At 69.3% G+C, this 22575-nt stretch carries 19 protein-coding genes and 1 pseudogene; 13 read left to right on the top strand and 7 right to left on the bottom strand.

Annotation, left to right across the window (positions count from 1 at the left end):
• Window positions 1-13: 13 nt before the first annotated feature.
• From HDC36_RS10150 to HDC36_RS10140, 3 genes are all read right to left on the bottom strand, one after another.
• Window positions 14-826: a S1/P1 nuclease gene (locus tag HDC36_RS10150; RefSeq protein WP_179566837.1), complete on the bottom strand. Its 813-nt coding sequence runs from the start codon at window positions 824-826 to the stop codon at window positions 14-16.
• Window positions 827-931: 105 nt separating this feature from the next.
• Window positions 932-1552, bottom strand: coding sequence for an OmpW family outer membrane protein (locus HDC36_RS10145; protein ID WP_179566835.1), 621 nt, complete (start codon window positions 1550-1552; stop codon window positions 932-934).
• A 116-nt stretch (window positions 1553-1668) separates the two neighbouring features.
• Window positions 1669-2298, bottom strand: coding sequence for an OmpW family outer membrane protein (locus HDC36_RS10140; protein WP_179566833.1), 630 nt, complete (start codon window positions 2296-2298; stop codon window positions 1669-1671).
• A gap of 168 nt (window positions 2299-2466) precedes the next feature.
• Between HDC36_RS10140 and gap the strand changes: the two genes are divergently transcribed.
• The gene (gap, locus tag HDC36_RS10135; protein WP_179566832.1) at window positions 2467-3468 is read left to right on the top strand and encodes a type I glyceraldehyde-3-phosphate dehydrogenase; all 1002 of its coding nucleotides are present in this window, start codon (window positions 2467-2469) and stop codon (window positions 3466-3468) included.
• Between the two features lie 232 nt (window positions 3469-3700).
• On the opposite strand, the gene HDC36_RS10130 is transcribed toward gap, so the two are convergent.
• On the bottom strand, window positions 3701-4162 hold the full coding sequence (locus tag HDC36_RS10130) for a hypothetical protein (protein ID WP_179566824.1): 462 nt from the start codon (window positions 4160-4162) through the stop codon (window positions 3701-3703).
• 462 nt (window positions 4163-4624) lie between these two features.
• Here HDC36_RS10130 and HDC36_RS10125 point away from each other — a divergent pair.
• A pseudogene (locus tag HDC36_RS10125) lies at window positions 4625-4848 on the top strand (hypothetical protein); the annotation flags it as partial.
• 126 nt (window positions 4849-4974) lie between these two features.
• Here the strand turns inward: HDC36_RS10125 and HDC36_RS10120 are convergent.
• A complete protein-coding gene (locus tag HDC36_RS10120; protein ID WP_191824581.1) occupies window positions 4975-5583 on the bottom strand; it encodes a TetR family transcriptional regulator in 609 nt (202 codons plus the stop codon).
• A gap of 213 nt (window positions 5584-5796) precedes the next feature.
• On the opposite strand from HDC36_RS10120, the gene HDC36_RS10115 reads away from it, so the two are divergent.
• Genes HDC36_RS10115 through HDC36_RS10100 form a run of 4 tightly spaced genes read left to right on the top strand, consistent with a single transcriptional unit; the run spans window position 5797 to window position 8795 of the window.
• Window positions 5797-6585: an SDR family oxidoreductase gene (locus HDC36_RS10115; RefSeq protein WP_179566823.1), complete on the top strand. Its 789-nt coding sequence runs from the start codon at window positions 5797-5799 to the stop codon at window positions 6583-6585.
• A gap of 40 nt (window positions 6586-6625) precedes the next feature.
• Entirely contained in the window at window positions 6626-7411 is a 786-nt protein-coding gene (locus HDC36_RS10110; RefSeq protein WP_179566821.1) for an SDR family oxidoreductase, read from the top strand.
• Window positions 7354-7791 carry a hypothetical protein gene (locus HDC36_RS10105; protein WP_343204334.1) on the top strand — a complete coding sequence of 146 codons (438 nt, stop codon included), beginning with the start codon at window positions 7354-7356 and terminating at the stop codon, window positions 7789-7791. The genes HDC36_RS10110 and HDC36_RS10105 overlap by 58 nt, the downstream gene beginning before the upstream one ends.
• Window positions 7788-8795 (top strand): NADP-dependent oxidoreductase, encoded by a 1008-nt coding sequence (locus HDC36_RS10100; RefSeq protein ID WP_179566819.1) that lies wholly within the window; start codon window positions 7788-7790, stop codon window positions 8793-8795. Before HDC36_RS10105 ends, HDC36_RS10100 begins: the two co-directional genes overlap by 4 nt.
• Before the next feature lie 28 nt (window positions 8796-8823).
• Here the strand turns inward: HDC36_RS10100 and HDC36_RS10095 are convergent, their stop codons facing one another.
• Window positions 8824-9900, bottom strand: coding sequence for a methyl-accepting chemotaxis protein (locus HDC36_RS10095; protein ID WP_179566817.1), 1077 nt, complete (start codon window positions 9898-9900; stop codon window positions 8824-8826).
• Window positions 9901-10151: 251 nt separating this feature from the next.
• On the opposite strand from HDC36_RS10095, the gene HDC36_RS10090 reads away from it, so the two are divergent.
• The 6 genes from HDC36_RS10090 to HDC36_RS10065 all read left to right on the top strand — a co-directional run bounded on the left by HDC36_RS10090 (window position 10152) and on the right by HDC36_RS10065 (window position 19409).
• A complete protein-coding gene (locus HDC36_RS10090) occupies window positions 10152-12863 on the top strand; it encodes a DUF2339 domain-containing protein (RefSeq protein WP_179566815.1) in 2712 nt (903 codons plus the stop codon).
• The gene (locus HDC36_RS10085; RefSeq protein ID WP_179566813.1) at window positions 12860-14224 is read left to right on the top strand and encodes a DUF3999 domain-containing protein; all 1365 of its coding nucleotides are present in this window, start codon (window positions 12860-12862) and stop codon (window positions 14222-14224) included. The genes HDC36_RS10090 and HDC36_RS10085 overlap by 4 nt, the downstream gene beginning before the upstream one ends.
• Before the next feature lie 265 nt (window positions 14225-14489).
• On the top strand, window positions 14490-15668 hold the full coding sequence (locus HDC36_RS10080) for a phosphoglycerate kinase (protein WP_179566811.1): 1179 nt from the start codon (window positions 14490-14492) through the stop codon (window positions 15666-15668).
• The gene (locus tag HDC36_RS10075) at window positions 15665-16309 is read left to right on the top strand and encodes an HAD-IA family hydrolase (protein WP_179566809.1); all 645 of its coding nucleotides are present in this window, start codon (window positions 15665-15667) and stop codon (window positions 16307-16309) included. Before HDC36_RS10080 ends, HDC36_RS10075 begins: the two co-directional genes overlap by 4 nt.
• A gap of 402 nt (window positions 16310-16711) precedes the next feature.
• Window positions 16712-18178 carry a pyruvate kinase gene (gene pyk / locus HDC36_RS10070; protein ID WP_179566807.1) on the top strand — a complete coding sequence of 489 codons (1467 nt, stop codon included), beginning with the start codon at window positions 16712-16714 and terminating at the stop codon, window positions 18176-18178.
• Window positions 18179-18404: 226 nt separating this feature from the next.
• Window positions 18405-19409 (top strand): class I fructose-bisphosphate aldolase, encoded by a 1005-nt coding sequence (locus tag HDC36_RS10065; RefSeq protein ID WP_179566805.1) that lies wholly within the window; start codon window positions 18405-18407, stop codon window positions 19407-19409.
• A 183-nt stretch (window positions 19410-19592) separates the two neighbouring features.
• On the opposite strand, the gene HDC36_RS10060 is transcribed toward HDC36_RS10065, so the two are convergent.
• Window positions 19593-20291: a response regulator transcription factor gene (locus HDC36_RS10060; RefSeq protein ID WP_255432672.1), complete on the bottom strand. Its 699-nt coding sequence runs from the start codon at window positions 20289-20291 to the stop codon at window positions 19593-19595.
• A 52-nt stretch (window positions 20292-20343) separates the two neighbouring features.
• On the opposite strand from HDC36_RS10060, the gene HDC36_RS10055 reads away from it, so the two are divergent.
• Window positions 20344-22413, top strand: a complete 2070-nt coding sequence (locus tag HDC36_RS10055) for a sensor histidine kinase (protein WP_255432671.1) — start codon at window positions 20344-20346, stop codon at window positions 22411-22413.
• The last annotated feature ends 162 nt before the right edge of the window (window positions 22414-22575 follow it).

The following is a 22575-nucleotide window of genomic DNA, read 5'->3' as shown; positions in this document are numbered from 1 at the left end:
CAGGGACCGCGCGTTACTTCCCCAGCGCAGCGTTCAGCGTCGCCGCCAGATCCGCGCCGGCCTGGCGCAGTTGCGCTTCGGCGACCGGGCGCCAGGTCGCCACGTAGTCGGCCGGCAGCTTGGCGCCGGGCGGGTAGAAGCCCGGGCGCAGCATGATCCGGCACGAGGCTTCGGCCCAGGCCGCGGCCGGCGGCGGCAACGCGCTGCCGGCAGGCGAGGGGGCCGGCAGCGGTTGCGCCTGCAGCTGCGCCAGGTAGTGCGCCTCGTCCAGGCCGCGGCTGCGCAGCAGGCCGCTGTCCCACAGCGAATGCAGGTTGCTGCCCTTGCCCTCGAACTGGATCTGGAACGTGTTGGCGCCCTTGTCGTGGGCGTAGCCGGCGTGCAGCGGCTGCTGGATGTCGCCGGCGAAATGCACCACGAACTTCAGCGCCTGGGCCCGCGCGGCCTGCGGTTGGCTGCGATCGGCGAGGATCGCGGCCTGGCGGCGCAGCGCCTCGACCGCGCAGTTGCCGTCGGGACAATCGCGGGTTTCCTCGTAGTGGCACTGCTCTTCGCCGAGGTTGACGTAGTGCCAGGGGCCGGTGCGCTTGCCCATGTCCGGGTCGCTTTCGCGCAATTGGTCGGCCCAGTTGGCGACGCCGGCCAGGGTCGGCTCGGGTTCGCCCTGCAGCAACTGCTGCACCTGCGCGCGGGCCTGCGGGGTGAGTTGGGCATCGGCGAGATCGGCGACCAGACGATGGCCCAGCGGGCCCCAGGCGAAGGCGGCGGACGGCGCGGCGGCCAGTGCCGCGGCAAGCGCGGCGGAAACGAAGAGAGAGGATTTCATGCGCGGATTCTAGCCGGCGCCGATGACGTTGCCATGGCCGCGTCATCGCGCCGTTGCGCAACCGCTAAGCCTCGCCCGTGTGGACGCGGCTGCGGGCCCTGCGGATCAGAAATACAGCAGGTAGGCCAGGCCGTAGGTGATGGGGTCGAGCTTGGCCTTGCCGAGCGTGCCGCTGTCCACTTCCACGTCGCTGCGCATGCTGGTCCAGCGCGCGTCCACGCGCAGCGCGCTGCGCTCGCCGATGGCGAAGTCCACGCCGGCATGCACGGCCGGGCCGACGCTGTCCTTGAACTTGACGTCGTCGCGGGAGAACGCGCCCTTGCCGTCGGCGCCCAGGAAGGTGGTGTAGTTGAGGCCCACGCCGACGAACGGGGAGATGTCGCCGTTGCCGTTGAAGTGGTACTGCAGCGAGAGCGTCGGCGACAGCGCCCAGGCGCTGCCGATATCGCCGCCCTGTTCCAGGCCGATCTTCTGCTGCCCGACCAGGGTCTGGATCTCCACGCCGAGGTTGCCGCGGAAGAAGTATTCGTAGCTGAACGAGAGCGCCGGTGCGGTGTCGGCGCTGAAGCGCTGCTCGCTGCCGCTCAGGGTGCCGTTGGAGGACCCGGGCACCATGCCGTGGATGCCGTAGCTGGTGGTGAAGTGGCCGGCCGACTGCGCCGCGGCGGGCAGGGCGATGGCGGCAAGGGCGGCGACGGCGAGACGGCGGAACAGGCGTGGCTTCATTGGGGACCCCGGTGACGGCGAATGGGTGGATGCGAATCCCAGTGTCGGCCCGGCGGCGACCGATCCACATCCTTGTGGAGCGTAGTCTGCCAGAGAAGCGCGGCGCCCGCGCAGCCTCAGAACTTCATCACATAGGCCAGGCCGTACACCAGCGGATCGATGTTCGCGGTGCCCATGCTGGCGCCGTTGACCTTGACCTTGCTGTCGATGTCGGCCCAGCGCAGGTCCACCCGCAGCGCGGACTTGTCGGTGAGCGCGACGTCCACGCCGACGTGCGCGGCCAGGCCCCAGGAATCCTCCAGCTTGAGCTTGGTGCCGGCCAGCGCGCCGGTGGTGTCCTCGCTGAAGAAGGTTGTGTAGTTGATGCCGGCGCCGACGAACGGGGACACCTTGCCGGCGCTGTTGAAGTGGTACTGCAGCGAGACCACCGGCGGCAGCTGCTTGGTGCTGCCGACCTTGCCGACGCCCTTGACGTCGATGTCGTGCTTGAACGGCAGCGCGGCCAGCACCTCGATGCCCAGGTCCTGGTGCACGAAGTACTCGAAGGTGACGGTCGGCTTGATGTCGCTGCCGATGCTCAGCGGCAGGGTACCGCCGGCCAGCTTGCCGTTGTCGGACTTCGGGTTGACCTGGTGGGCGCCGATGCCCACGGTCCAGTCGCCCTGCGACTGCGCCAGCGCCGGCAGGGCGCACAGCGCGAGGGCGGCCGCCAGGCCGGACAGCAGGAGAGGGGAGGTCTTGCGCATGATGGGTGTCTCGTTTGGGTGTGGGCGCAGTGTCCTGCCGGCGTCGCCGCGCCGCCTTGATCCTGATCAAACGCGTCGAAGCGCGTGCCGGGCGCGATGCGGCCGGCCTGATAGAATGCTCGCCCCCTTCCATCCGCCGCGTCTGGCGCGGCCGCAGGAGCTACTGAAATGGCAATCAAGGTTGGCATCAACGGTTTCGGTCGCATCGGACGCAATGTGCTGCGCTCGGCGGTACAGAATTTCGGCAGCGACATCGAGATCGTCGCCATCAACGACCTGCTCGAGCCCGACTACCTGGCGTACATGCTGCAGTACGATTCGGTGCACGGCCGCTTCGACGGCGAGGTGTCGGTCGACGGCAATCACCTGGTGGTCAACGGCAAGAAGATCCGCCTGACCCAGGAGCGCGATCCGGCGGCGCTGAAGTGGGACGAGGTCGGCGCCGAGGTGGTGATCGAATCCACCGGCCTGTTCCTGACCAAGGACACCGCGCAGAAACACATCGACGCCGGCGCCAAGAAGGTGATCCTGTCGGCCCCGTCCAAGGACGACACGCCGATGTTCGTGTACGGCGTCAACCACGCCACCTATGCCGGCCAGGCGATCGTCTCCAACGCCAGCTGCACCACCAACTGCCTGGCGCCGCTGGCCAAGGTGATCAACGACAAGTGGGGCATCAAGCGCGGCCTGATGACCACCGTGCATGCCGCCACCGCCACCCAGAAGACCGTGGACGGCCCCAGCAACAAGGACTGGCGCGGCGGCCGCGGCATCCTGGAGAACATCATTCCGTCCAGCACCGGCGCGGCCAAGGCCGTGGGCGTGGTGATCCCGGAGTTGAACAAGAAGCTGACCGGCATGAGCTTCCGCGTGCCGACCTCGGACGTGTCGGTGGTCGACCTGACCGTGGAGCTGGAAAAGCCGGCGACCTACGCCGAGATCTGCGCCGAAGTGAAGGCGCAGAGCGAAGGCGCGCTGAAGGGCATCCTCGGCTACACCGAAGACAAGGTGGTGGCCACCGACTTCCGCGGCGACGCGCGCACCTCGATCTTCGACGCCGACGCCGGCATCGCCCTGGACAGCACCTTCGTCAAGCTGGTGTCCTGGTACGACAACGAGTGGGGCTATTCCAACAAGTGCCTGGAAATGGTCAAGGTGGTGGCGAAGTAAGCCGCGCCGCAACGTCCAGCCGTCATCCGAAACGCACGATTTCGCCGGAAATTTCGGCAATGCAATGCTAGTGGTGGCGTCCGGCGTTGTGCTGGAGCTCTAACGCAAAAAGGAGCGCAAAATGCGCTCCTTTTTGTTTGTCCTATGCTGAAAGAACGTTCGATCAGGACATCGCCTGCCGGTAGCGCCGGAGCGTGGCGACACACTCGTGCGCTACGCGGCGTTCGCCTGGCTACAGTGCGTTTTTGGACTCGTTGCTCTCGCTCTGGTCGTAGTCGGTGACCACGCCTTTGGAGTCGAATTCGATCGACAGCGAGTAGTCCTTGACGTTGCGCGCGCCGACGCCATGTTTCTGCGCTTCATTCACCGCGGCGCCAGTGTAGGCGCCAGGCAGCATCGACCTGAATACTCCGGTCACCGTCTTGCGGGCTTTTTCGCCATGCGATTCACTGGGGTTGTAACGCCACCTGTTTTCGTACCCGCCATTCTTCGCGGAAGTTTTGTAGACATAGGTCGGCTCGCCATAGATGGCACGCACTTCTTCTCTGGTTGTCTTGCCCAGGACCAGATTCTTCTTCACCGCCTCGGTGGTGTAGAGGCTCGGATCGTCTACCTTTTCGGCGAACGCCGGAGCAGCGAAGGAAGTGGCCAGCAGGGCCGAGATGCAAAGCGTGCGAAAGGGTTTCATGGTCATGTCCGTTTACCTTGTGATTGCGCCTGATTTGCAGATTGCATCTGTACCACGCCGACATGTCGCGCAGTCTGTGCGCATCGGCGATTCGTACATGAGCTTAGGCATGCCGAAACGGCACCGTCAACATGATGGCTCGTCTGGTCAGCCTCTTTCACGCTGGCAGGCACCCCCCGTTGGGTGCCAAGTTCATCGGCATGATGCGGTGAAGAAGGGGCAAAAACAGCCGGGATGGGGGCGATCTGTGATGTGTTGCGCTTTCTCGTTGGTTTGTCGAGAGCGCAGCCCCACAGGCGAAACCCCTCGAATCGACTTCGTCAATCGCCATAGGTCCGCGTGCATGCGCAGCGAACGCACGGCCCTGCCTGGCCGCGCTCGCCGATGCGGGACGCTCTGCATCGCCTGCAGGCCTGCGCCTACAGCCCCTGCACAATCAGCGATTGCAGTTGGTGCGCTAGGTTTCGTATGAAACAGGTGACCGACCTGATTGGCGAACGCACCGACCAGGGTTCTTACGTCACCGGTCCGGTAAGGCCTTCATTCCGTTCTTCTAGGGCGGCGACCGCTACCGCTACGAGCTCGCCTACCAGGGCCAGGGCCGCCTGGTGTTCGCCGGCAAGTCGATGGGCGGCGGCGGCAGCCTGATCGGGATCATCCACAACAAGAACGACAGCGGCTACCGCGAATAGGCGGTCGCAGCGGCAGGGCCCGGGCCGCATCGCGCGCCCCGGCTTTTTTTGCTTGCGAAACGGCGGTCGTGCGCGAATGGATGTGGCTGCCGCCGCGCGGCAAGCCTGCGCCGGCGTCGCGTCGCACTACCGCGATCGCGTTCCGCTGCGCTTGCCTGCCGCCGGGGCCGTGTCCAGCGCCGCGAGCAGGTTGGCGCGGCACGCCGCGAGGATCTCGTCCGCCAGCGGCGAATCGTCCGGACAGGCCCGGGACATGACGATCGCGCCGAGCGCGTGCGCCAGCATGTCCAGGCGCGCGGCGCGCGCATCGGCGGGGCTGGCGCCGGTCGCCGCAGCATCCTCGCGCTCCAGGGCCGCCAGCATGGCTTCGACGCCGTCCGCGAATGCGGACCGGACCGTCTCCGGCTCGCGTGCGGCGTCGCCGCCCAGCGCGGCCATGGTGCAGCCCACCGCGCGGGCATCGCGGTGCTCGCGCGAGACATAGCGGCGGACGAATTCCGGCGGATCGATCCCGTCCACCAGCGCCACGGTCTGCGCGATCCCGCACGCCGTCGCCTCCGCCATCAGGTCGGCCTTGGACGGGAAGTGCTTGTAGAAGCCGCCGTGGGTGAAACCGGCGGCGGCCATCAGATCGGCGACGCCGATGCCTTCGTAGCCGCGCTCGCGAAACAGCGCGGACGCGGTTTCGACGATGTGCGCCCGGTTCGCCTGCGCCTGCGCCTTGCTGACTTTCATTGCGGGTGTCCCCCGGCGGTGCTGGTCCTGGCACAAGGATACATTGATGTTGTTCATCATCAAAATGTTGACAGGTAAGATTATGATCATCATCATTGCGTGGCTTTCTTCCAATGCCTGCTTCCAGGGGCGTCGGCGGCTGAGCAGCCCCTCCACACCACGGGCCACGTCATCGTGGCCGCAGTTCCCTTTCCATCCGAAGAGACCACGCGCATGAGCACCACTTCCACCGTCCTCATCACCGGCGCCTCCAGCGGCATCGGCGCCGTCTACGCGCAGCGCTTCGCCCAGCGCGGCCACGACCTGGTCCTGGTCGCACGCGACAACGCCCGCCTGGACGCGTTGGCCGCACGCCTGCGCGAGGAACACAAGGTCGCGGTCGACGTGCTGCAGGCCGACCTGACCGCACAGGCCGACCTGGCCACGGTCGAAGCGCGGCTGCGCGACGATGCGCGCATCGGCATCCTGATCAACAACGCCGGCATGGCCCAATCCGGCGGCTTCGCCGAGCAGACGGCGGACGGCGTCGAACGCCTGCTGGCGCTCAACACGACCGCGCCGACGCGGCTGGCGCTGGCGATCGCGCCGCGGCTGGCGCAGTCCGGCAGCGGCGCGATCGTCAACATCGGCTCGGTGGTCGGCCTGGCGCCGGAATTCGGCATGACCGTGTACGGCGCGAGCAAGGCCTTCGTGCTGTTCCTGTCGCAGGGCATGAGCCTGGAACTGGCGCCCAAGGGCGTGTACGTGCAGGCGGTGCTTCCGGCGGCCACCCGCACCGAGATCTGGGAGCGTGCGGGCATCGACGTCAACACGCTGGCCGAGGTGATGGACGTGGAAGAGCTGGTCGATGCGGCGCTGATCGGCTTCGATCGCCGCGAGTTGGTGAGCATCCCGCCGCTGCACGACGCCGACCGCTGGGACGCGCTGGACGGCGCCCGGCAAGCGCTGCTGGGCAGCATCCGGCAGGCCAATGCCGCGCAACGCTACCGGCCGGCGGCCTGAAGCCTGCAGTCCCGCACCTGCCGCGATCGAGGCGATCATCATGCAAACGCAACGCGATAGCTGGGTGCTGATCACCGGCGCATCGAGTGGATTCGGCGAGGAGTTCGCCAGGCAGTACGCGGCGCGCGGCCACCGGCTGATCCTGGTCGCGCGGCGCCTGGACCGGCTCGATGCGCTGGCGCAGGCGTTGCGGCAGCGGCACGGTGTCGAGGTCCTCGTCGAGCAGGTCGATCTGTCGCAGATCGCGGCCGTGCGCCGGCTCCACGCCGGCCTGCACGCGCGCGGCATCGAGGTCGAGGTGCTGGTCAACAATGCCGGGCACGGCCTGCAGGGGCCATTTCTGGACGGCGATCTGGAGCCGGCGCTGTCGATGATCCAGCTGGACATCGCCAGCCTGACCGCGATGACCCATCTGTTCGGCCAGGACATGCGCCGGCGCCGGCGCGGCAAGATCCTGCAGGTGGCCAGCCTGCTGGCCTACCAGGGCGTGGAGAACTTCGCGGTGTATTCGGCCGCGAAGGCCTACGTGCTGCGCCTGGGCGAGGCGCTGCATCGCGAGTTCGCGCGCGATGGCGTCACCGTCACCACGCTGTGCCCGGGGCTGACCGACACCGGATTCGCGCGTGTCGCCCAGCAGCGGATCACGCCCCAGTTGAATGCGTTGATGATGCAGACCCCGCCGGTGGTGCGGGCCGGCATGCGCGCGCTGGATGCCGGCCGCATCAGCGTGGTGCCCGGGCTGATCAACAGGTTGAACGCGGTCTTCATGTGGGCGACGCCGCGCTGGATCCACCAGGCCGTGCTGTCCCGCATCCTCAACCGGTGAGCGCCATGCGGCTGGGTTTCCGCTCGCTGTCGGTCCTGGCCTCGCTGCTGTTCCTGGCGATCGCCTGCACCTGGATGTTCTCGCCGGACGCGATGCTGGCGAACTGGGGCATCGGCGCTTCGCCGTCGGCCGAGCTGATGGCGCGACGCGGGGCCGCGCTGTATGCGGGCCTGAGCGTGATGTTGTTCATGGCGCGCGGCGCGGCGCCATCGCCGGCGCGTTCGGCGCTGGTGGCAGGCTTCGTTACCGCCTGTTCGTTGCTGGCGGTGCTGGGCGTCGGCGAACTGGCCAGCGAGCACGCGGGCCGCGGGATCCTGGTCGCGGTCGTGCTCGAAACCGTGTTCGTCCTTGCGTTCGTTTTCGTCGGGGGAAAATCATGAAGGCGTTCTTCATCGAAGGCTATGGCAACAAGCATCCAGGCCGGATCGGCGAGCTGCCCGAACCGGAGGTGCGCGACGACGAGGTGCTGGTCGAGGTGCATGCCGCCGGCGTCAACCTGCTCGACGCGAAGATCCGCAAGGGCGAGTTCAAGCTGATCCTGCCGTACCGCTTTCCGCTGGTGCTGGGCAACGACGTGGCCGGCGTGGTGCTGCGGGTCGGAGCCGGCGTGCGCCGCTTCAAGCCGGGCGACGCGGTGTATGCGCGTCCCGACCAGACGCGCATCGGCAGCTTCGCCGAACGCATCGCGGTCAGGGAAAGCGCGCTGGCATTGAAGCCCGCCAACCTCGGCATGGAGGAAGCCGCCTCGGTTCCGCTGGTCGCGCTGACCGCGTGGCAGGCCCTGGTGGAGATGGCGCGGCTGCAGAAGGGACAGAAGGTGCTGATCCATGCCGGCTCCGGCGGCGTCGGCAGCATCGCCATCCAGCTCGCCAAGCACCTCGGCGCCTTCGTCGCGACCACCACCGGCACCGGCAACGTCGCTTGGGTGAAGGCGCTGGGCGCCGACCTCGTCATCGACTACCGCACGCAGGACTTCGAGACCGTCGTGCACGGCTACGACGTGGTCCTGCACAGCCTGGGCAGCGACGTGCTGGAGAAATCCCTGCGCGTGCTGAAGCCCGGCGGCCAGCTCATTTCCATCTCCGGCCCGCCGGACCCGGACTTCGCCGCGCGACAAGGCCTGGTATGGCCGTTGCGGCAGGCGATCCGTCTGCTGAGCAGCGGCATCCGCAAAAAGGCCAGGCGGCACGGGGTCGGCTACGCCTTCCTGTTCATGACCGCCAACGGCGACCAGTTGCGCGAGATCGGCGCGTTGATCGAGGCCGGCAGCATCAGGCCGGTGATGGATCGGGTGTTCCCGTTGGAGGCGACCGCGCAGGCCCTGGCCTACGTCGAGAGCGGACGTGCCAAGGGCAAGGTGGTGATCAGGGTCGGCCAGCGCTGAGCGTTGGCCGACCTGCGCCCGCGTCGCGCTACAGCGCCTGCAGAATCAGCGAATGCCAGCCGGTGCGATAGGTTTCGTAGCCGGGCGAGGCTGCGTGCGCGATGCAGTGCGGGCGCCCGTCGAGGTCGCTCAGCACGGCGCCGCGCGGTTGCTTGAACAGCGCGTCGCGGCCCTGGAATTCGATCCGCTCCTGCAGCATGCGCCCGGCCGAATCGGCCAGGACCTGGCCGCGCTGGTCGACGATGCAGACCCGGCTGCGGCCCCATTCCTGTTCCGACAGCGGCGTGCGCTGGACCACCGTCTGCGCCAGCGCGTCCCAGCGGAACACGATGCCGAGCACGCCCAGCACGCGGCCGTCGACGCGGCCGCCGTCGCGCACCGTGCACGAGTACACCAGCACGCGTTCGCCATCGGCCAGGGTGCTGGCGTGCACGTCCTGGAAGCCGAATTCCTCGCCGCTGCGGGTGCGCGTGGCGTCTTCGAACCAGGCCTGCCCGGACACGTCGCTGCCGGCCGAGGCGTACTGCTGCGGCCGGCCGTTGGCGAGGATGCGGCCGTCGGTGCCGGCCAGCACCAGGTCGAAGTAGACGGTGTACGAATCCAGGATCTGGCCCATGCGCCGCGACGCGTAGGCGAGTGCGTCGTCGCCGCGGCCAGGGCGCGCGGCAGCGACGATGGCCGCATCGGTCGCCCACCAACGCACGTCGCAGCTGCGTTCGTAGAGGTTGCGATCGATCAGGTCGATGTTGCTCAGCGCCAGTTCGCTCAGGCGCGTGCGGCGCACATCGTCTTCCAGCCGCTGCAGGGTGTGGCGCATGTCGGCGCTGGTACTGGCGGCGACCTTGTCCAGGTCCTGGGTGGCGTCGGCGACGCGCCGCGACAGCACGTCCATTTCCTGCGCGATGACGCTGAAGCCGCGCCCGGCCTGGCCGATCCGTGCCGATTCGATGCGGGCATTCATCGAGATCACGTGGGTGGTGCGGTTGATCTCGTCGATGCGCTGCAACGAACGGCGCAGCTGCCCGAGCAGTTGGTCGGACAGGCCGACCACGGAGCGGATATGGTCGTCGATTCCCGCTTCTGCGGGCTTGGCTGGCAGGTTCATTGGTGCTGTCGGTGGGAGGGGAGGGAACAGCGGACGCAACGTGGGATAAGGGAGGTAGCGGCCGAGAATGCACCGGCTTTAGCGCCGATTCCGTCGGCCTGCATTGCCGGGATGCGTTGCCGCGCCTGGGTTGCGCCGCCGCCGGCGCGGCCGCGGCGAGGCCGAACTCGTCTACCATCTGCCCCAGGACCGGCGCCGCCGGACCATTGGTACGCCGCCCAGCGCCGTGCCGGCTTGGGCATGGAGTCCGGATGGAAGCGTTGATCGTGTTGGTGGTGGTGGCGGTATTGGCGGTGCCGATCCTGATGATCGTGATGCTGGTGGCGCTGGCGGGCGTGCGCCGGCGCGTGGCGGCGCTGGAACTGCAGCTGGCGCACCTGCACGGCGCGGTGCCGCAGGCGGCGCACGCCGCGACCCGATTCGACGCGGCCGACTATGTCGATGACACCGATGCCGGCTTCGAGAACGATGGCGAGCGCGATGCGCGGTTCGCCGACGGCGGTGTTGCAGAGGAACGTCCGTCCGCCGTGGCCGCCTTCGTCGCTTCGGTAGCGCCTACGCCGCCGCCGCTTCCGCCGCCGTTCATCGCGCCGACCGCCATGGCTAACGCGGCAGCGGATCCCGTCGCCGCGCCACTGCCGCCGGCACCGCGCGGTCCGGATCCGATCGAGCGGCTGCTGGCCGGCACCAAGCGCTGGTTCACCGAAGGCAACGTGCCGGTCAAGATCGGCATGCTGGTGCTGCTGGCCGGCGTCGCCGCGCTGCTGAAGTACGCCGGCGACCAGGGTTGGCTGCGCATGCCGATCCAGCTGCGCTATGCCGGCATCGCCGCAACTGCGCTGGCGGGCCTGGGCTTCGGCTGGCGCCAGCGCGAACGCAAGCGCAGCTTCGCGCTGGCGTTGCAGGGCGGCGCGATCGGTGTGTTGCTGCTGACGGTGTTCGCCGCGTTCAAGCTGTCCGGGCTGATTCCGGCCAGCGCCGCGTTCGCGCTGAGCATCGTGCTGGTGGCCAGCATGTGCGTGCTGGCGGTCGTGCAGGAATCGCGCACGCTGGCGGTATTGGCCACGCTGGCCGGGTTCCTGGCGCCGATCTGGCTGTCCACCGGCAGCGGCAACCATGTCGGGCTGTTCTCCTATTACGCGGTGTTGAACGCGGCGGTGTTCGCGATCGCCTGGTATCGGCCGTGGCGGGTGCTCAACCTGCTCGGGTTCGGCTTCACCTTCGGCATCGGCACGCTGTGGGGCGTGCTGCAATACCAGCCGGCGAAGTTCGCCAGCACCGAGCCGTTCCTGCTGCTGTTCTTCGCCTTCTATCTGCTGATCCCGATCCTGTACGCGCGGCGCCAGCCGGCCACGCGCGGCAACCTGATCGACGGCAGCCTGGTGTTCGGCACGCCGCTGGTGGCGTTCTCGCTGCAGGCCGGGCTGCTGCGCGGCGAAGGCCTGCCGCTGGCGCTGTGCGCGCTGGGCCTGGCGGCGGTGTATGCGCTGCTGGCCGCGGCGCTGATCCGGCGCGAACGCTTCGCGGTGCTCGGCCAGGCCTATGCGCTGCTGGCGGTGGGCTTCGCCACGCTGGCGGTGCCGCTGGCGCTGTCCGCGCGCGCCACCGCCAGCATCTTCGCGCTGGAAGGCGCGGCGCTGGCGTGGCTGGGACTGCGCCAGCAGCGCTGGCTGCCGCAGTTCACCGGCGCCGGCCTGCAATTGGCCGCGGCGATCGGCTTCGTGCTGGGGCTGGACATGGCCTGGCACGACGCCCAGGCGGTGGCCAATGCCACCTTCATGAGCGGTGCGCTGCTGGCCCTGGCCGGCCTCGCCAGCGCCTGGAGCTATCGCCGTGCCGGCGCCGACACCCCGGCCTTGGCCTATTACCTGTGGGGCCTGGCGTGGTGGTGCGGCATTGGCATTGCCGAGATCGAACGCTTCGTCGCGGCCGCGGCGCAGGCCGACCTGCTGCTGGCGTTCGTCGCGCTCAGCGGCTGGCTGGCCGCCGAGGCGCAGCGCCGCTGGCCGGCGCGCGCGCTGGCCGCGACCACGCTCGGCGGGCTGCTGCTCGCGTTGCCGCTGGCGGTGCTGCAGGCGGACGCGCACGGCCAGCCGTTCGCCGGGCATGGCGCCTGGGCCTGGACCCTGTTCGCGGTGCTCGGCGTACGCAGCCTGATCTGCCTGCGCGGCAGCGGCGGCTGGGTGGCGCGGGCGGCGCAATTCGCCTGGTGGCTGGTGTGGCCGTCGGTGCTGTCCTTGCTCGGCCTCTGGCTGGCGCAGCGCTTCGCCCTGGCCGAGGGCTGGCAATGGGCGTTGCTGCTGGCGCCATGGCTGGCCGCGGCGGCGTTGTCGTTGCTGCGCTGGCCGTGGCTGGCTGCGCCGCTGGGGGCGGACTTCGACCGCTGCCGCACGGCGCTGCAGGGCAGCTATTTCGGCCTGCTCGGCCTGGCCTGGCTGTGGACGCTGTGCGTGCCCGGCGCCAGTGCGCCGCTGCCGTGGGTGCCGCTGCTCAATCCGCTGGAACTGAGCCAGTTGCTGGCGGTGGCGCTGGCCGCGCGCTGGCTGTGGTCGGCGACCGCGCCGGCCCTGTTGCGGGCGCAGCGTCTGCAACTGCTTGCCGCTGCCGGATTCCTGTGGGTCACCAGCGTGACCCTGCATGCGGTGCACTACTGGGCGCCGGTGCCGTGGGCGTCGCTGTTGTCCGCCGGCGTGGCGCAGACCAGCCTGACCGTGGTGTGGAGCGTGCTCGGCGTGCTCGGCTGGGTGCTCGGCTCGCGCCGCGGCCAGCGCGGCCTGTGGCTGGCCGGCGCGCTGCTGATGGCGGTGGTACTGGGCAAGCTGCTGCTGGTGGATCGCGGCAACCTCGGCAACGTCGCCGGCATCGCCTCGTTCATCGCCTACGGCCTGCTGTGCACCGTGGTCGGCTATTTCGCGCCGGCACCGCCGCGCGCCACCGAACCGGCCGAGGAGGCCCATCCATGAAACGCCTGATCTTTCCGGCTGTGCTGCTGGCGGTACTGCCGGTGGCGGCCTCCGCTGCCAGCCAGCGCGACGACTACGTGCAGCAATGGCCGCTGACCCTGCAGGATCCGGCCGCCGGCGCCTACCGCGTGCAACTCGACGATGCGGTGTACCGCAGCGCGCACCTCGCCTCGCTGGGCGACGTGGAAGTGTTCAACGCGGGCGGCGACCCGCTGCCGGCGGCCCTGTTCGCGGCCGAACTGGCCGAGACCACGCCGCGCCGGCAGCCGCTGCCCTGGTTCCCGCTGCCGGCCGTGGCCGGTGGCGGCGCGGACAACCTGGAGCTGATCGCCGAGCGCGATACCGACGGCAGCGTGCGCCGCATCCGCACCCGCATCGCCAGCAGCGCCACGGCCAGTGCCGAAGCCGGTTGGTTGATCGACGCCAGCGCGCTGCGCGAGCCGTTGCGCGCGCTGTCGCTGCAGTGGGCCGCCGATGCACAGCCGCGGCAGGCGCGCTACCGGGTCGAGGCCAGCGACGATCTGCGCGACTGGGAACTGCTGGTGCCGGAGGCGACCCTGGTCGACCTGGCCAACCAGGGCAAGCGCCTGCAGCAATTGCGCATCGCCATCGATCGCCAGGTGCGCTACCTGCGGCTGCTGCCGCTGTCGTCGCCGCCGCTGCCGACACTGACCGGGGTGGAAGCCGAACTGGCGCCGGCGCCCGTCGCCGCCGACTGGCACTGGCAGCAACTGGATGCGCTGCACGCCGATCCGGCGCAGCACAGCTTCGACTTCGTATCGCCCGGCCGCTATCCGGTCGCGCAGCTCGACATCGCACTGCCCGGCAACAGCGCGATCGAATGGCGCGTGCAGAGCCGCGACAGCGCCGAGGCGCCGTGGCAGGACCGGGCCGGGCCGTGGGTGGCCTACCAGGTCGGCGCCGGCGCCAGCCGCTCGCCGCCGCAGGCGCTGACCCAGCCGGTGCGCGACCGCTACTGGCGGCTGCTGGCCACGCAGGATCCGGGCCGGCAGCGGCCGGCGCTGCGCCTGGGCTACCAGCCGGAAACGCTGATCTTCCTGGCCCAGGGCACGCCGCCCTATGCGCTGGCCGCCGGCAGCGCGCGCACCCAGCGCGCTGCCGCGCCGTTGGCGACCACCTTGCAGGCCCTGCGTGCGCAACGCGGCCCGCAATGGACGCCGGCCACCGCCACGCTCGGCGCGGCGGTCCCGCTGGCCGGCGCCGCCGCGCTGCAGGCGCCGGCGGCGCCGCGCGACTGGAAGACCTGGCTGCTGTGGGCGCTGCTGGTCGGCGGCGCGCTGATCGTGGTCGGTTTCGCCTTCAGCCTGTTGCGCAAGCCGGCCGCGCCCGGCGCGGGCTGATCGGTTCGGCACCGCCACGCCACGCGCCTGTCGCGGCGTGGCGACCGCCGTGCGCGCGTGGTTTTGCCCGCGCCGCTGCGCCACGGCCGCACGCCGCGCGATGTCTCGATTTGCCGCTGCGCGGCCGACGCCGGACAATGCCCGCCTCGGCACCGCCCGCGCGCGCTGGCGCCAGCGTGCCTAAAGCGGACGTACCGATCGCCGCGCCTATGCTGCGCACCGCCTCCTCCTTCCTCAGCAACCCCACGATAGCGAGCAACCGACAATGCCCATCCTGCGAATGACCGATCTCGACCTGTCCGGCAAGCGTGTGCTGATCCGGCAAGACCTCAACGTGCCGATCGACGACAACGGCCAGATCACGTCCGAGCAGCGCATCCTGGCCTCGGTGCCGACGCTGCGCCACGCGCTGGAGCAGGGCGCGGCGGTGATGGTGACCTCGCACCTGGGCCGGCCCAAGGAAGGCGCGTGGACCCAGGCCGATTCGCTGGCGCCGGTCGCCGCGCGGCTGACCGCGCTGCTCGGCACCGAGGTGCCGCTGCTGCGCGACTGGGTCGACGGCGTCGAGGTGCAGCCCGGCAAGATCGTGTTGCTGGAGAATTGCCGCATGAACGTCGGCGAGGGCAAGGACGACGAGGCGCTGGCGAAGAAGTACGCGGCGCTGTGCGACGTGTTCGTGATGGATGCGTTCGGCACCGCGCACCGCGCCCAGGCGTCCACCCACGGCGTGATCAGGTTCGCCCCGGTGGCGGCCGGCGGACCGCTGCTGATGGCCGAGCTGGACGCGCTGGCCAAGGCGCTGGAACACCCGGCCAAGCCGCTGCTGGCGATCGTCGCCGGCAGCAAGGTCTCGACCAAGCTGGAGCTGCTGTCGAACCTGGTCAACAAGGTCGAGCAGCTGATCGTCGGCGGCGGCATCGCCAACACCTTCATCGCCGCGGCCGGCTATCCGGTCGGCAAGTCGCTGTGCGAGCCGGACCTGCTCGACACCGCGCGCAAGATCGTCGCCGACGCCAATGCCCGCGGCGCGGCGATCCCGCTGCCCACCGACGTGGTGGTGGCCAAGCAGTTCCTGCCCGACGCCGAGGCGACGGTGAAGGCGCTGGCCGACGTCGCCGACGACGACCTGATCCTGGACATCGGCCCGCAGACCGCCGCGCACTACGCCGACCTGATCGCCAAGGCCGGCACCGTGGTCTGGAACGGCCCGGTCGGGGTGTTCGAGTTCGACGCGTTCGGGCATGGCACCGAAACCCTGGCGCGCGCCATCGCCGCCTCGCCGGCGTTCTCCATCGCCGGCGGCGGCGACACCCTGGCCGCGGTCGACAAGTACGGCATCGCCGAGCAGGTGAGCTACATCTCCACCGGCGGCGGCGCGTTCCTGGAATTCCTGGAAGGCAAGACCCTGCCGGCGGTGGCGGCGCTGCAGGCGCGCGGCGCGTGAGCGCGAACACCCTGTTCTTCGACCTGGACGGCACCCTGGTCGATTCGGAGGCCGGCATCGTCGGCAGCATCCGCCACGCGTTCGCCGAACTCGGGCGCCCCGCGCCCGAGCCGCAGCAACTGCGCGCCTGGATCGGGCCGCCGTTGCGCGACAGCTTCAACGACTACTTCCACGGCGATCCGCCGCTGGTCGAGCAGGCGCTGTCCCTGTACCGCGAGCGCTACGATGCGCAGGGCTGGCGCGAGCACACCGTGTTCCCGGCGATCGGCGCGGCGGTCGCGGCCTTGGCCGCGGCCGGCCATCGCTTCGCGGTGGTGACCTCGAAGAACGAGCGCTTCGCCCGGCGCATCGTCGAGACGCTGCCGTTCGCCGCGCACTTCGAGGAGATCGTCGGCGCCAGCGACGACGGCCAGCGCCGCTTCAAGCCGGACCTGATCGCCGAAGCCCTGCGGCGGCTGTCGCTGCAGCCGGCGCAGTGCGTGATGATCGGCGATCGGCGCATGGACATCGAAGGCGCCAACCATCACGGCATGCGCAGTATCGGCGTGCTGTGGGGCTTCGGCGACGCAGCGGAGCTGCGCCAGGCCGGCGCCAGCGCGCTGGCCGAGGTGCCGGCGCAGTTGCCGGGTTTGGCAGCTTGACAGCGGGGATTGGGGAGTTGGGATTGGGGATTCGTAAAAGCGGTGCCGCTGCGGCACTCGCGCATTTCCTCCATTCCCGGTTCCAGATGCGATGACCGGCCTGCGTCGCGTGCGCCGGTCGTAGCGCCAGGCCACCGCGTGGCGTGTCTGTCCCGGTGTTGGCGGCTTCGTCCGGCAGGGCCGGGGAGCAGCACAGGAGCGCTGAGTCCGGGCTTGCCCGGCGTCGCGCCCGCGCCGCCGGCTGGGCACGGGCGAGGCGGCGCCGGCGCGGCCTCGAGTCCGCATACTGTCCCGCACTGTCTGCAAGACATGCATGAATCCGCAGCCGCCTATGCCGATTCGCCATCCTGCGGTAGCGGCGCCTGTGCTAGTTTTGACGGCTTTTCCAGGGAACGACGTCTCATGATCGAACGCCAGCGCCGCACCAAGATTCTCGCCACCCTCGGCCCGGCCACGGATCCGCCCGGCGTGCTCGAGGACCTGTTCCGCGCCGGCGTCAACGTCGTGCGCCTGAATTTCTCCCACGGCGACCCGTCCGGCCAGGCCAAGCGGGCCGCCGAAGTGCGCGCCGCCGCGCAGCGCGTGGGCAGCGAAGTGGGCATCCTCGCCGACCTGCCGGGGCCGAAGATCCGCATCGAGCGCTTCGCCGCCGGCAAGGTGTCGCTGAAGGCCGGCGCGCGCTTCGACCTGGTCGCCGACGCCAACGCGCCGGCCGGCGACGAAAACGAGGTCGGCGTCAGCTACCTGGGCCTGCCCAACGACGTCAAGCCGGGCGACGTGCTGCTGCTCGACGACGGCCTGCTGCAGCTGCAGGTGGTCGAGGTCGACGGTTCGCGCATCGTCAACACCGTGCTCAACGACGGCGTGCTGTCCGACCGCAAGGGCCTGAACAAGCAGGGCGGCGGCCTGTCGCTGGGCGCGCTGACCGAGCGCGACAAGGAACTGATCGGCATCGTCGCCAAGATCGGCGTGGATTTCATCGCGGTGTCGTTCTGCCGCAACGCGCAGGACATGGACGACGCGCGCCGCATCGCCCGCGAGCACGGCTGCGACGCCGCGCTGGTGTCCAAGATCGAGCGCACCGAGGCGATCGAGAACCTGAGCGAGATCGTCGAGGCCAGCGACGTGGTGATGGTCGCGCGCGGCGACCTGGGCGTGGAGATCGGCGATGCCGAGCTGCCGGGCCTGCAGAAGAAGATCATTCGCGAGTCGCTGGCGCAGAACAAGGTGGTGATCACCGCCACGCAGATGCTGCAGTCGATGGTCGAGAACCCGATCCCGACCCGCGCCGAGGTGCTGGACGTGGCCAACGCGGTGATCGATGGCACCGACGCGGTGATGCTGTCGGCCGAGACCGCCGCCGGCGCCTACCCGGTCAAGGCGGTGCAGGCGATGGCGCGGATCTGCCTGGGCGCCGAGCGCCAGTTCGAGATGGACACCGACTTCGAGGCCGCGCAGCGCAACCTCGAGCGCGCCGACCAGGCGATCGCGATGGCGACCATGTTCCTGTCCGAGCACATCGGCCTGAGCGGCGTGGTCACCCTGACCGAATCCGGCGGCACCCCGCGCTTCCTGTCGCGGTTCCGCTCGAAGATGCCGATCTACGCGTTCACCCGCCACGACGGCGCGCGCCGCGGTATGGCGATGATGCGCGGCGTGTTCCCGATCAACTTCGACAGCCGCGGCCTGACCCCGCGCGAAGCGGCGCGTGCGGCGATCCGCCTGCTGGTCGAGGCCGAGCGCATGGGTCCCGGCGACCGCGTGGTGTTCACCAGCGGCGAGCACATGGAAACGCATGGCGCGACCAACACCCTGCGCCTGCTCGAAGTCGGCCCCGACGGCCGCGCCAGCGGCCTGGGCGAGCTGTAGCCGCAGCGCCGCCGCCACGCCGGCCCACGACCGCGCGCTGCGTCTGCAGCGCGCGGTTTTTTTTGCCTGTCCGGCTGGCGCCGCCGGTCGCCTGCCGGTGCACGCGACTGCGCAGGCGGTCGCGGATTGCGTCTACCGGATGGAAACGGTTGCAGGCATTCCGTGAAGGAATCGGTAGCGTTTGCCGCGATATACTTCGGGTTTCCCCCCGTGCCATAGGAATTCCATGAGCATCGAACAGCTTGCCGAAACCGCACAGGCGATGGTCGCCCCGGGCAAGGGCATCATCGCGATCGACGAATCCACCAGCACGATCGCCAAGCGCTTCGCCAGCGTCGGCATCGAGAATGTCGAAGAGAACCGCCGCGCGTATCGCGAGCTGCTGCTGACCACGCCGAAGCTGAGCGACCACATCTCCGGCGCGATCCTGTACGACGAGACCATCCGCCAGAAGACCAAGGACGGCGTGCCGTTCCCGAAGTACATGGCCGAGCACGGCATCATTCCCGGGATCAAGGTCGACAAGGGCACGCATCCGCTGGCCGGCATGCCGGGCGAGCTGATCACCGAAGGCCTGGACGGCCTGCGCGCGCGCCTGGAGGAGTACTACAAGCTCGGCGCGCGCTTCGCCAAGTGGCGCGCGGTGATCACCATCGGCGAGGACATCCCGTCGGGCGTGTGCATCGAGACCAACGCGCACGCGCTGGCGCGCTACGCCGCGCTGTGCCAGGAGCAGGGCCTGGTGCCGATGGTGGAGCCGGAAGTGCTGATGGACGGCAACCACGACATCGAGACCTGCTACGAGGTCACCGAAGCCACGCTGCGTTCGCTGTTCGGCGCGCTGTACGAGCAGAACGTGGTGCTGGAAGGCACCATCCTGAAGGCCTCGATGGTCATCGCCGGCAAGGACTGCGACGAGCAGGCCAGCGTCGAGGAAGTGGCCGAGTCCACCGTGATGTGCCTGAAGAGCACCGTGCCGGCGATCCTGCCGGGCATCGTGTTCCTGTCCGGCGGGCAGACCGACGAGCAGTCCACCGCGCATCTCAATGCGATGAACCAGATCGGCACCCTGCCATGGCCGCTGAGCTTCTCTTACGGCCGCGCGATGCAGCAGGCCGCGCTGAAGCTGTGGTCGCAGGACATGAAGGGCAACTTCGCCAAGGCGCAGCAGGTGGTCTACGACCGCGCCAAGGAAAACGGCCTGGCCGCGCTGGGCAAGTGGCAGGACTGAGGTCCCGCTAGAAAGAGTCCACGAAAAACGCCGGCATCGCCGGCGTTTTTCGTTGCAACGCTCCTTCTCCCATCGGGACCATGACTCTTTTCGGGGGGAAGGAGCCCCGAAGGGGCGGAGGAGGGTAAGGAGCGCAGTCCCTGACAAAGCGTGTTGGCGCGACACACCGCACAAGCCGCGAACTCAAGGCTTCAACGCAGCCGGCGCATGAAACCGGTAACCGCTGTTGCGCAGCGTCTTCACCGGCAGCGGCCGCCCGCTGATCTCCTCCACCCGTCGCCGCAGCCGGTACATCTGCGTGTCCAGCCGGCGCCGGTCGTGGTCGAGGAAGTTCACCCCGAGCGCCTCGGCGATTTCGCGGTGGCTCACGCTTTCGCCGGGCCGGCTCATCAGGCACTTGAGTACCAGCAGATCCTGGTGCGAGAGCGGAACCGACGGCGCGTCGGGCACGTTCAGGCGCGCGGCACCTAGCTCCAGCATCCAGCACGCTTTCTGCAGGCCCAGGCGCCGGCCGAGCGCGGCCAGGGTCGCGGCCAGTTCGTCCAGGTCGGCGCCTTTGCCCAAGTAGTGGTCGGCGCCGATGTCGAGGCCGGTGACGCGATCGCGGCTGGTGTTGCGCGCACTGAACACCACGATGCCCAGCCGTTGCGCGCCTTGCCGCAGTTCGCCGATCAAGTCCAGGCCGCTGCCGTCGGGGAGTCCGATGTCGATCACCGCCAGGCCATGGCGCAGCGGATCGAACCGTTGCCGGAATTCCCTGACGCTGGCCGCGCACGTCGCGGTGTAGCCGAGATCGGCGAGGAACTCGCCGAGCTCCTCGCGCAGCACGGGTTCGTCTTCCAGCACGATCACCTCGCCCATCGCGGCAAACTCTTGGTGCATCATTGGCCGCTGTGACTCAAGCGGGTTCGGCGATCGTGCGGTATGGCAAATGATGGCGAAGTGGTTTCGCTGGTTTGTGGGCGCATGGCTGTACTGGGGTGCGGTGGCCTGTGTTGCGGCGCAACCGGGATGGGCGCCGCCTCGAACGTTGCCGCTGACCGCCGCGGCCGAGCATCTGGATGCGAGCGGATACCTGCAGCGCCTGGACGATCCGCAAGGCCGGCTGGATGCCCGCCAGGCCGCGGCGGCATCCGGCTGGACCCGGCTGCCCGCCAGTCTCAATGCCGGGTTCACCGCCAACACCGTGTGGCTGCGCGTTCCGTTGCGCGTGGACAGTGTAGCGTCCGCGGGCTGGATGCTGCGACTGAGCAATGCCGTCATCGACGATGCGCAGGCCTACGCCAGCGTCGACGGCGGCGCTTGGCAAGCGTTGGGCCATAGCGGCGAGAACGTCCGCCGCGACGCTTGGCCAGTGGACTACCGCAGCCCGGTGTTCCAGTTCGCGCCGTCGCGTCCCGGCGACTACGTGATCCTGCTGCGGCTGCAGAGCAAGAACGCGCTGGTCACCCGCCTCGACATCTGGCAGCGACTGCCGTTCGACAACCAGTCGCGGCGCGAGGGGCTGCAGTTCGGCCTGTACTTCGGCTTCTACCTGCTGCTGATCTGCTTGCATCTGCTGTTCTGGAGCGTGACGCGTGCGCCCATGAGCGGCCTGTTCGTCGCCTACCTCGGCGGCTGCGTGCTCAACGAGGCCATGTCGATCGGCCTGGTGCAGCAGGTGACGGGACTGCCGGTGGCGTGGAGCGACCGCCTGCTGGGGATCAGCATCGCCTGCAGCCTGCCGGTGGGATTCCAGATCGCGAGCAGGCAGTTGAACCTGCGCGCCCTGTATCCGCAGTTTGCGCGCTGGTCCATCCGCTTCCTGTGCGCCGGCGCGCTGGTCTGCGCCGCGCTCGTCGCGACCGGGCATTACGCACTTGGCATGCAGCCGGTGCAGACCCTGGCCTTGCTCGGCATCGCGGTGCTGACGGCGCTGGCGCTCCGCCTGCTGTGGAAACGCTACCCGCCCGCGGTGTTCTTCGCGCTTGCCTTCTTCCCGTTCTACCTGGGGGTGATGCTCGGATTCCTGCGCAATCTGGGCCTGGTCCCGGTGAACGCGTGGACCCAGTACGCCACCACCGTCGGCACCATGCTGCACATGACCGTGATGAGTTTCCTGGTCGTTGGCCGCTACGAGCGCCGGCGCCGCATCCGCGAGCGGCGCCACGCCAATGCCGCAGCGGAACTGGCGCGCCGGCACGGCATGCAACTGGAGCGCGAGGTCGCGCTGCGCACGGCCGAACTGCATGGACAGATCCGCAGGCGGCAACGCCTGGAGGACGAACTGCGCGCCTCGTTGCAAACCGAACGCAGGGTGATGCAGGAGCAGCGCGAGTTCGTGGCGATGGTGTCGCACGAGTTCCGCACGCCGCTGGCGGTGATCATGACCTCGGCGCAGCAACTGGCGCGCAAGCTGGAGGGACCGATAGAGCGCAACCGCGCGCGCTGCGGCAACATCCATGGCGCGGCGCAACGGCTGCTGGCGCTGGTGGACGAGTACCTCGGCGCCGACCGCATGGACGCGACCACCGCGGACCTGCGGCTGCAGCCCTGCGCGCTGCGCGATCTGCTGGACGCGGTGTGTCGTGACTTCCCGCCGCAGCGCGTGGTCTGCGATTACCAGAGCGACGACGACAGCCTGGTCACCGACAGTGGACTGTTGCGCGTGGCCTTGCGCAACCTGATCGCCAATGCCGATCGCCATTGTCCGCCGGGCGAGCCGATCCGTATCCGCGTGCGCGGGCACGGCGAAGCGCTGCGGGTGGAGATCGCCAATGCGGGCGAGCGCATCGCCGCCGCCGATCGGCAGCGGTTGTTCCAGAAGTACTACCGGGGCGAGAACGCCAGGAACACGCCAGGCGCCGGGCTCGGCCTGTACCTGGTGCGCAGGATCGCCGAGCGTCTCGGCGGCTGGGTGGGGCTGGCCGGGGACGCTGCGGACGCGCCGGTCTGCTTCGTTCTGCTGCTGCCGCGGCGCCCGCAGGCGCAGGTCGAGCCGCTGCCGCCAGCGTTCGACGCCTGATCCTTGGCGTCGCGCTCGCGGATTCGGCGGCGCGGCGGCGCCGACATTCGGGCCGCACACGATGGGGCAACTCCACGTGCCGGCTTGCCGCTCGCATGTCTGCCAGGCCTTAACCGTCTGGCGAAGACCGCCGCCATTCGTGTTGCGGGAATGGCGGCGGCC

The sequence above is a fragment of the Xanthomonas sp. JAI131 genome, assembly GCF_013410075.1.
In the GTDB taxonomy this organism is placed as follows: domain Bacteria; phylum Pseudomonadota; class Gammaproteobacteria; order Xanthomonadales; family Xanthomonadaceae; genus Xanthomonas_A; species Xanthomonas_A bonasiae.
The sequence above is the reverse complement of the archived record's forward strand: the minus strand, read 5'-3'. Positions and strand labels throughout refer to the sequence as shown.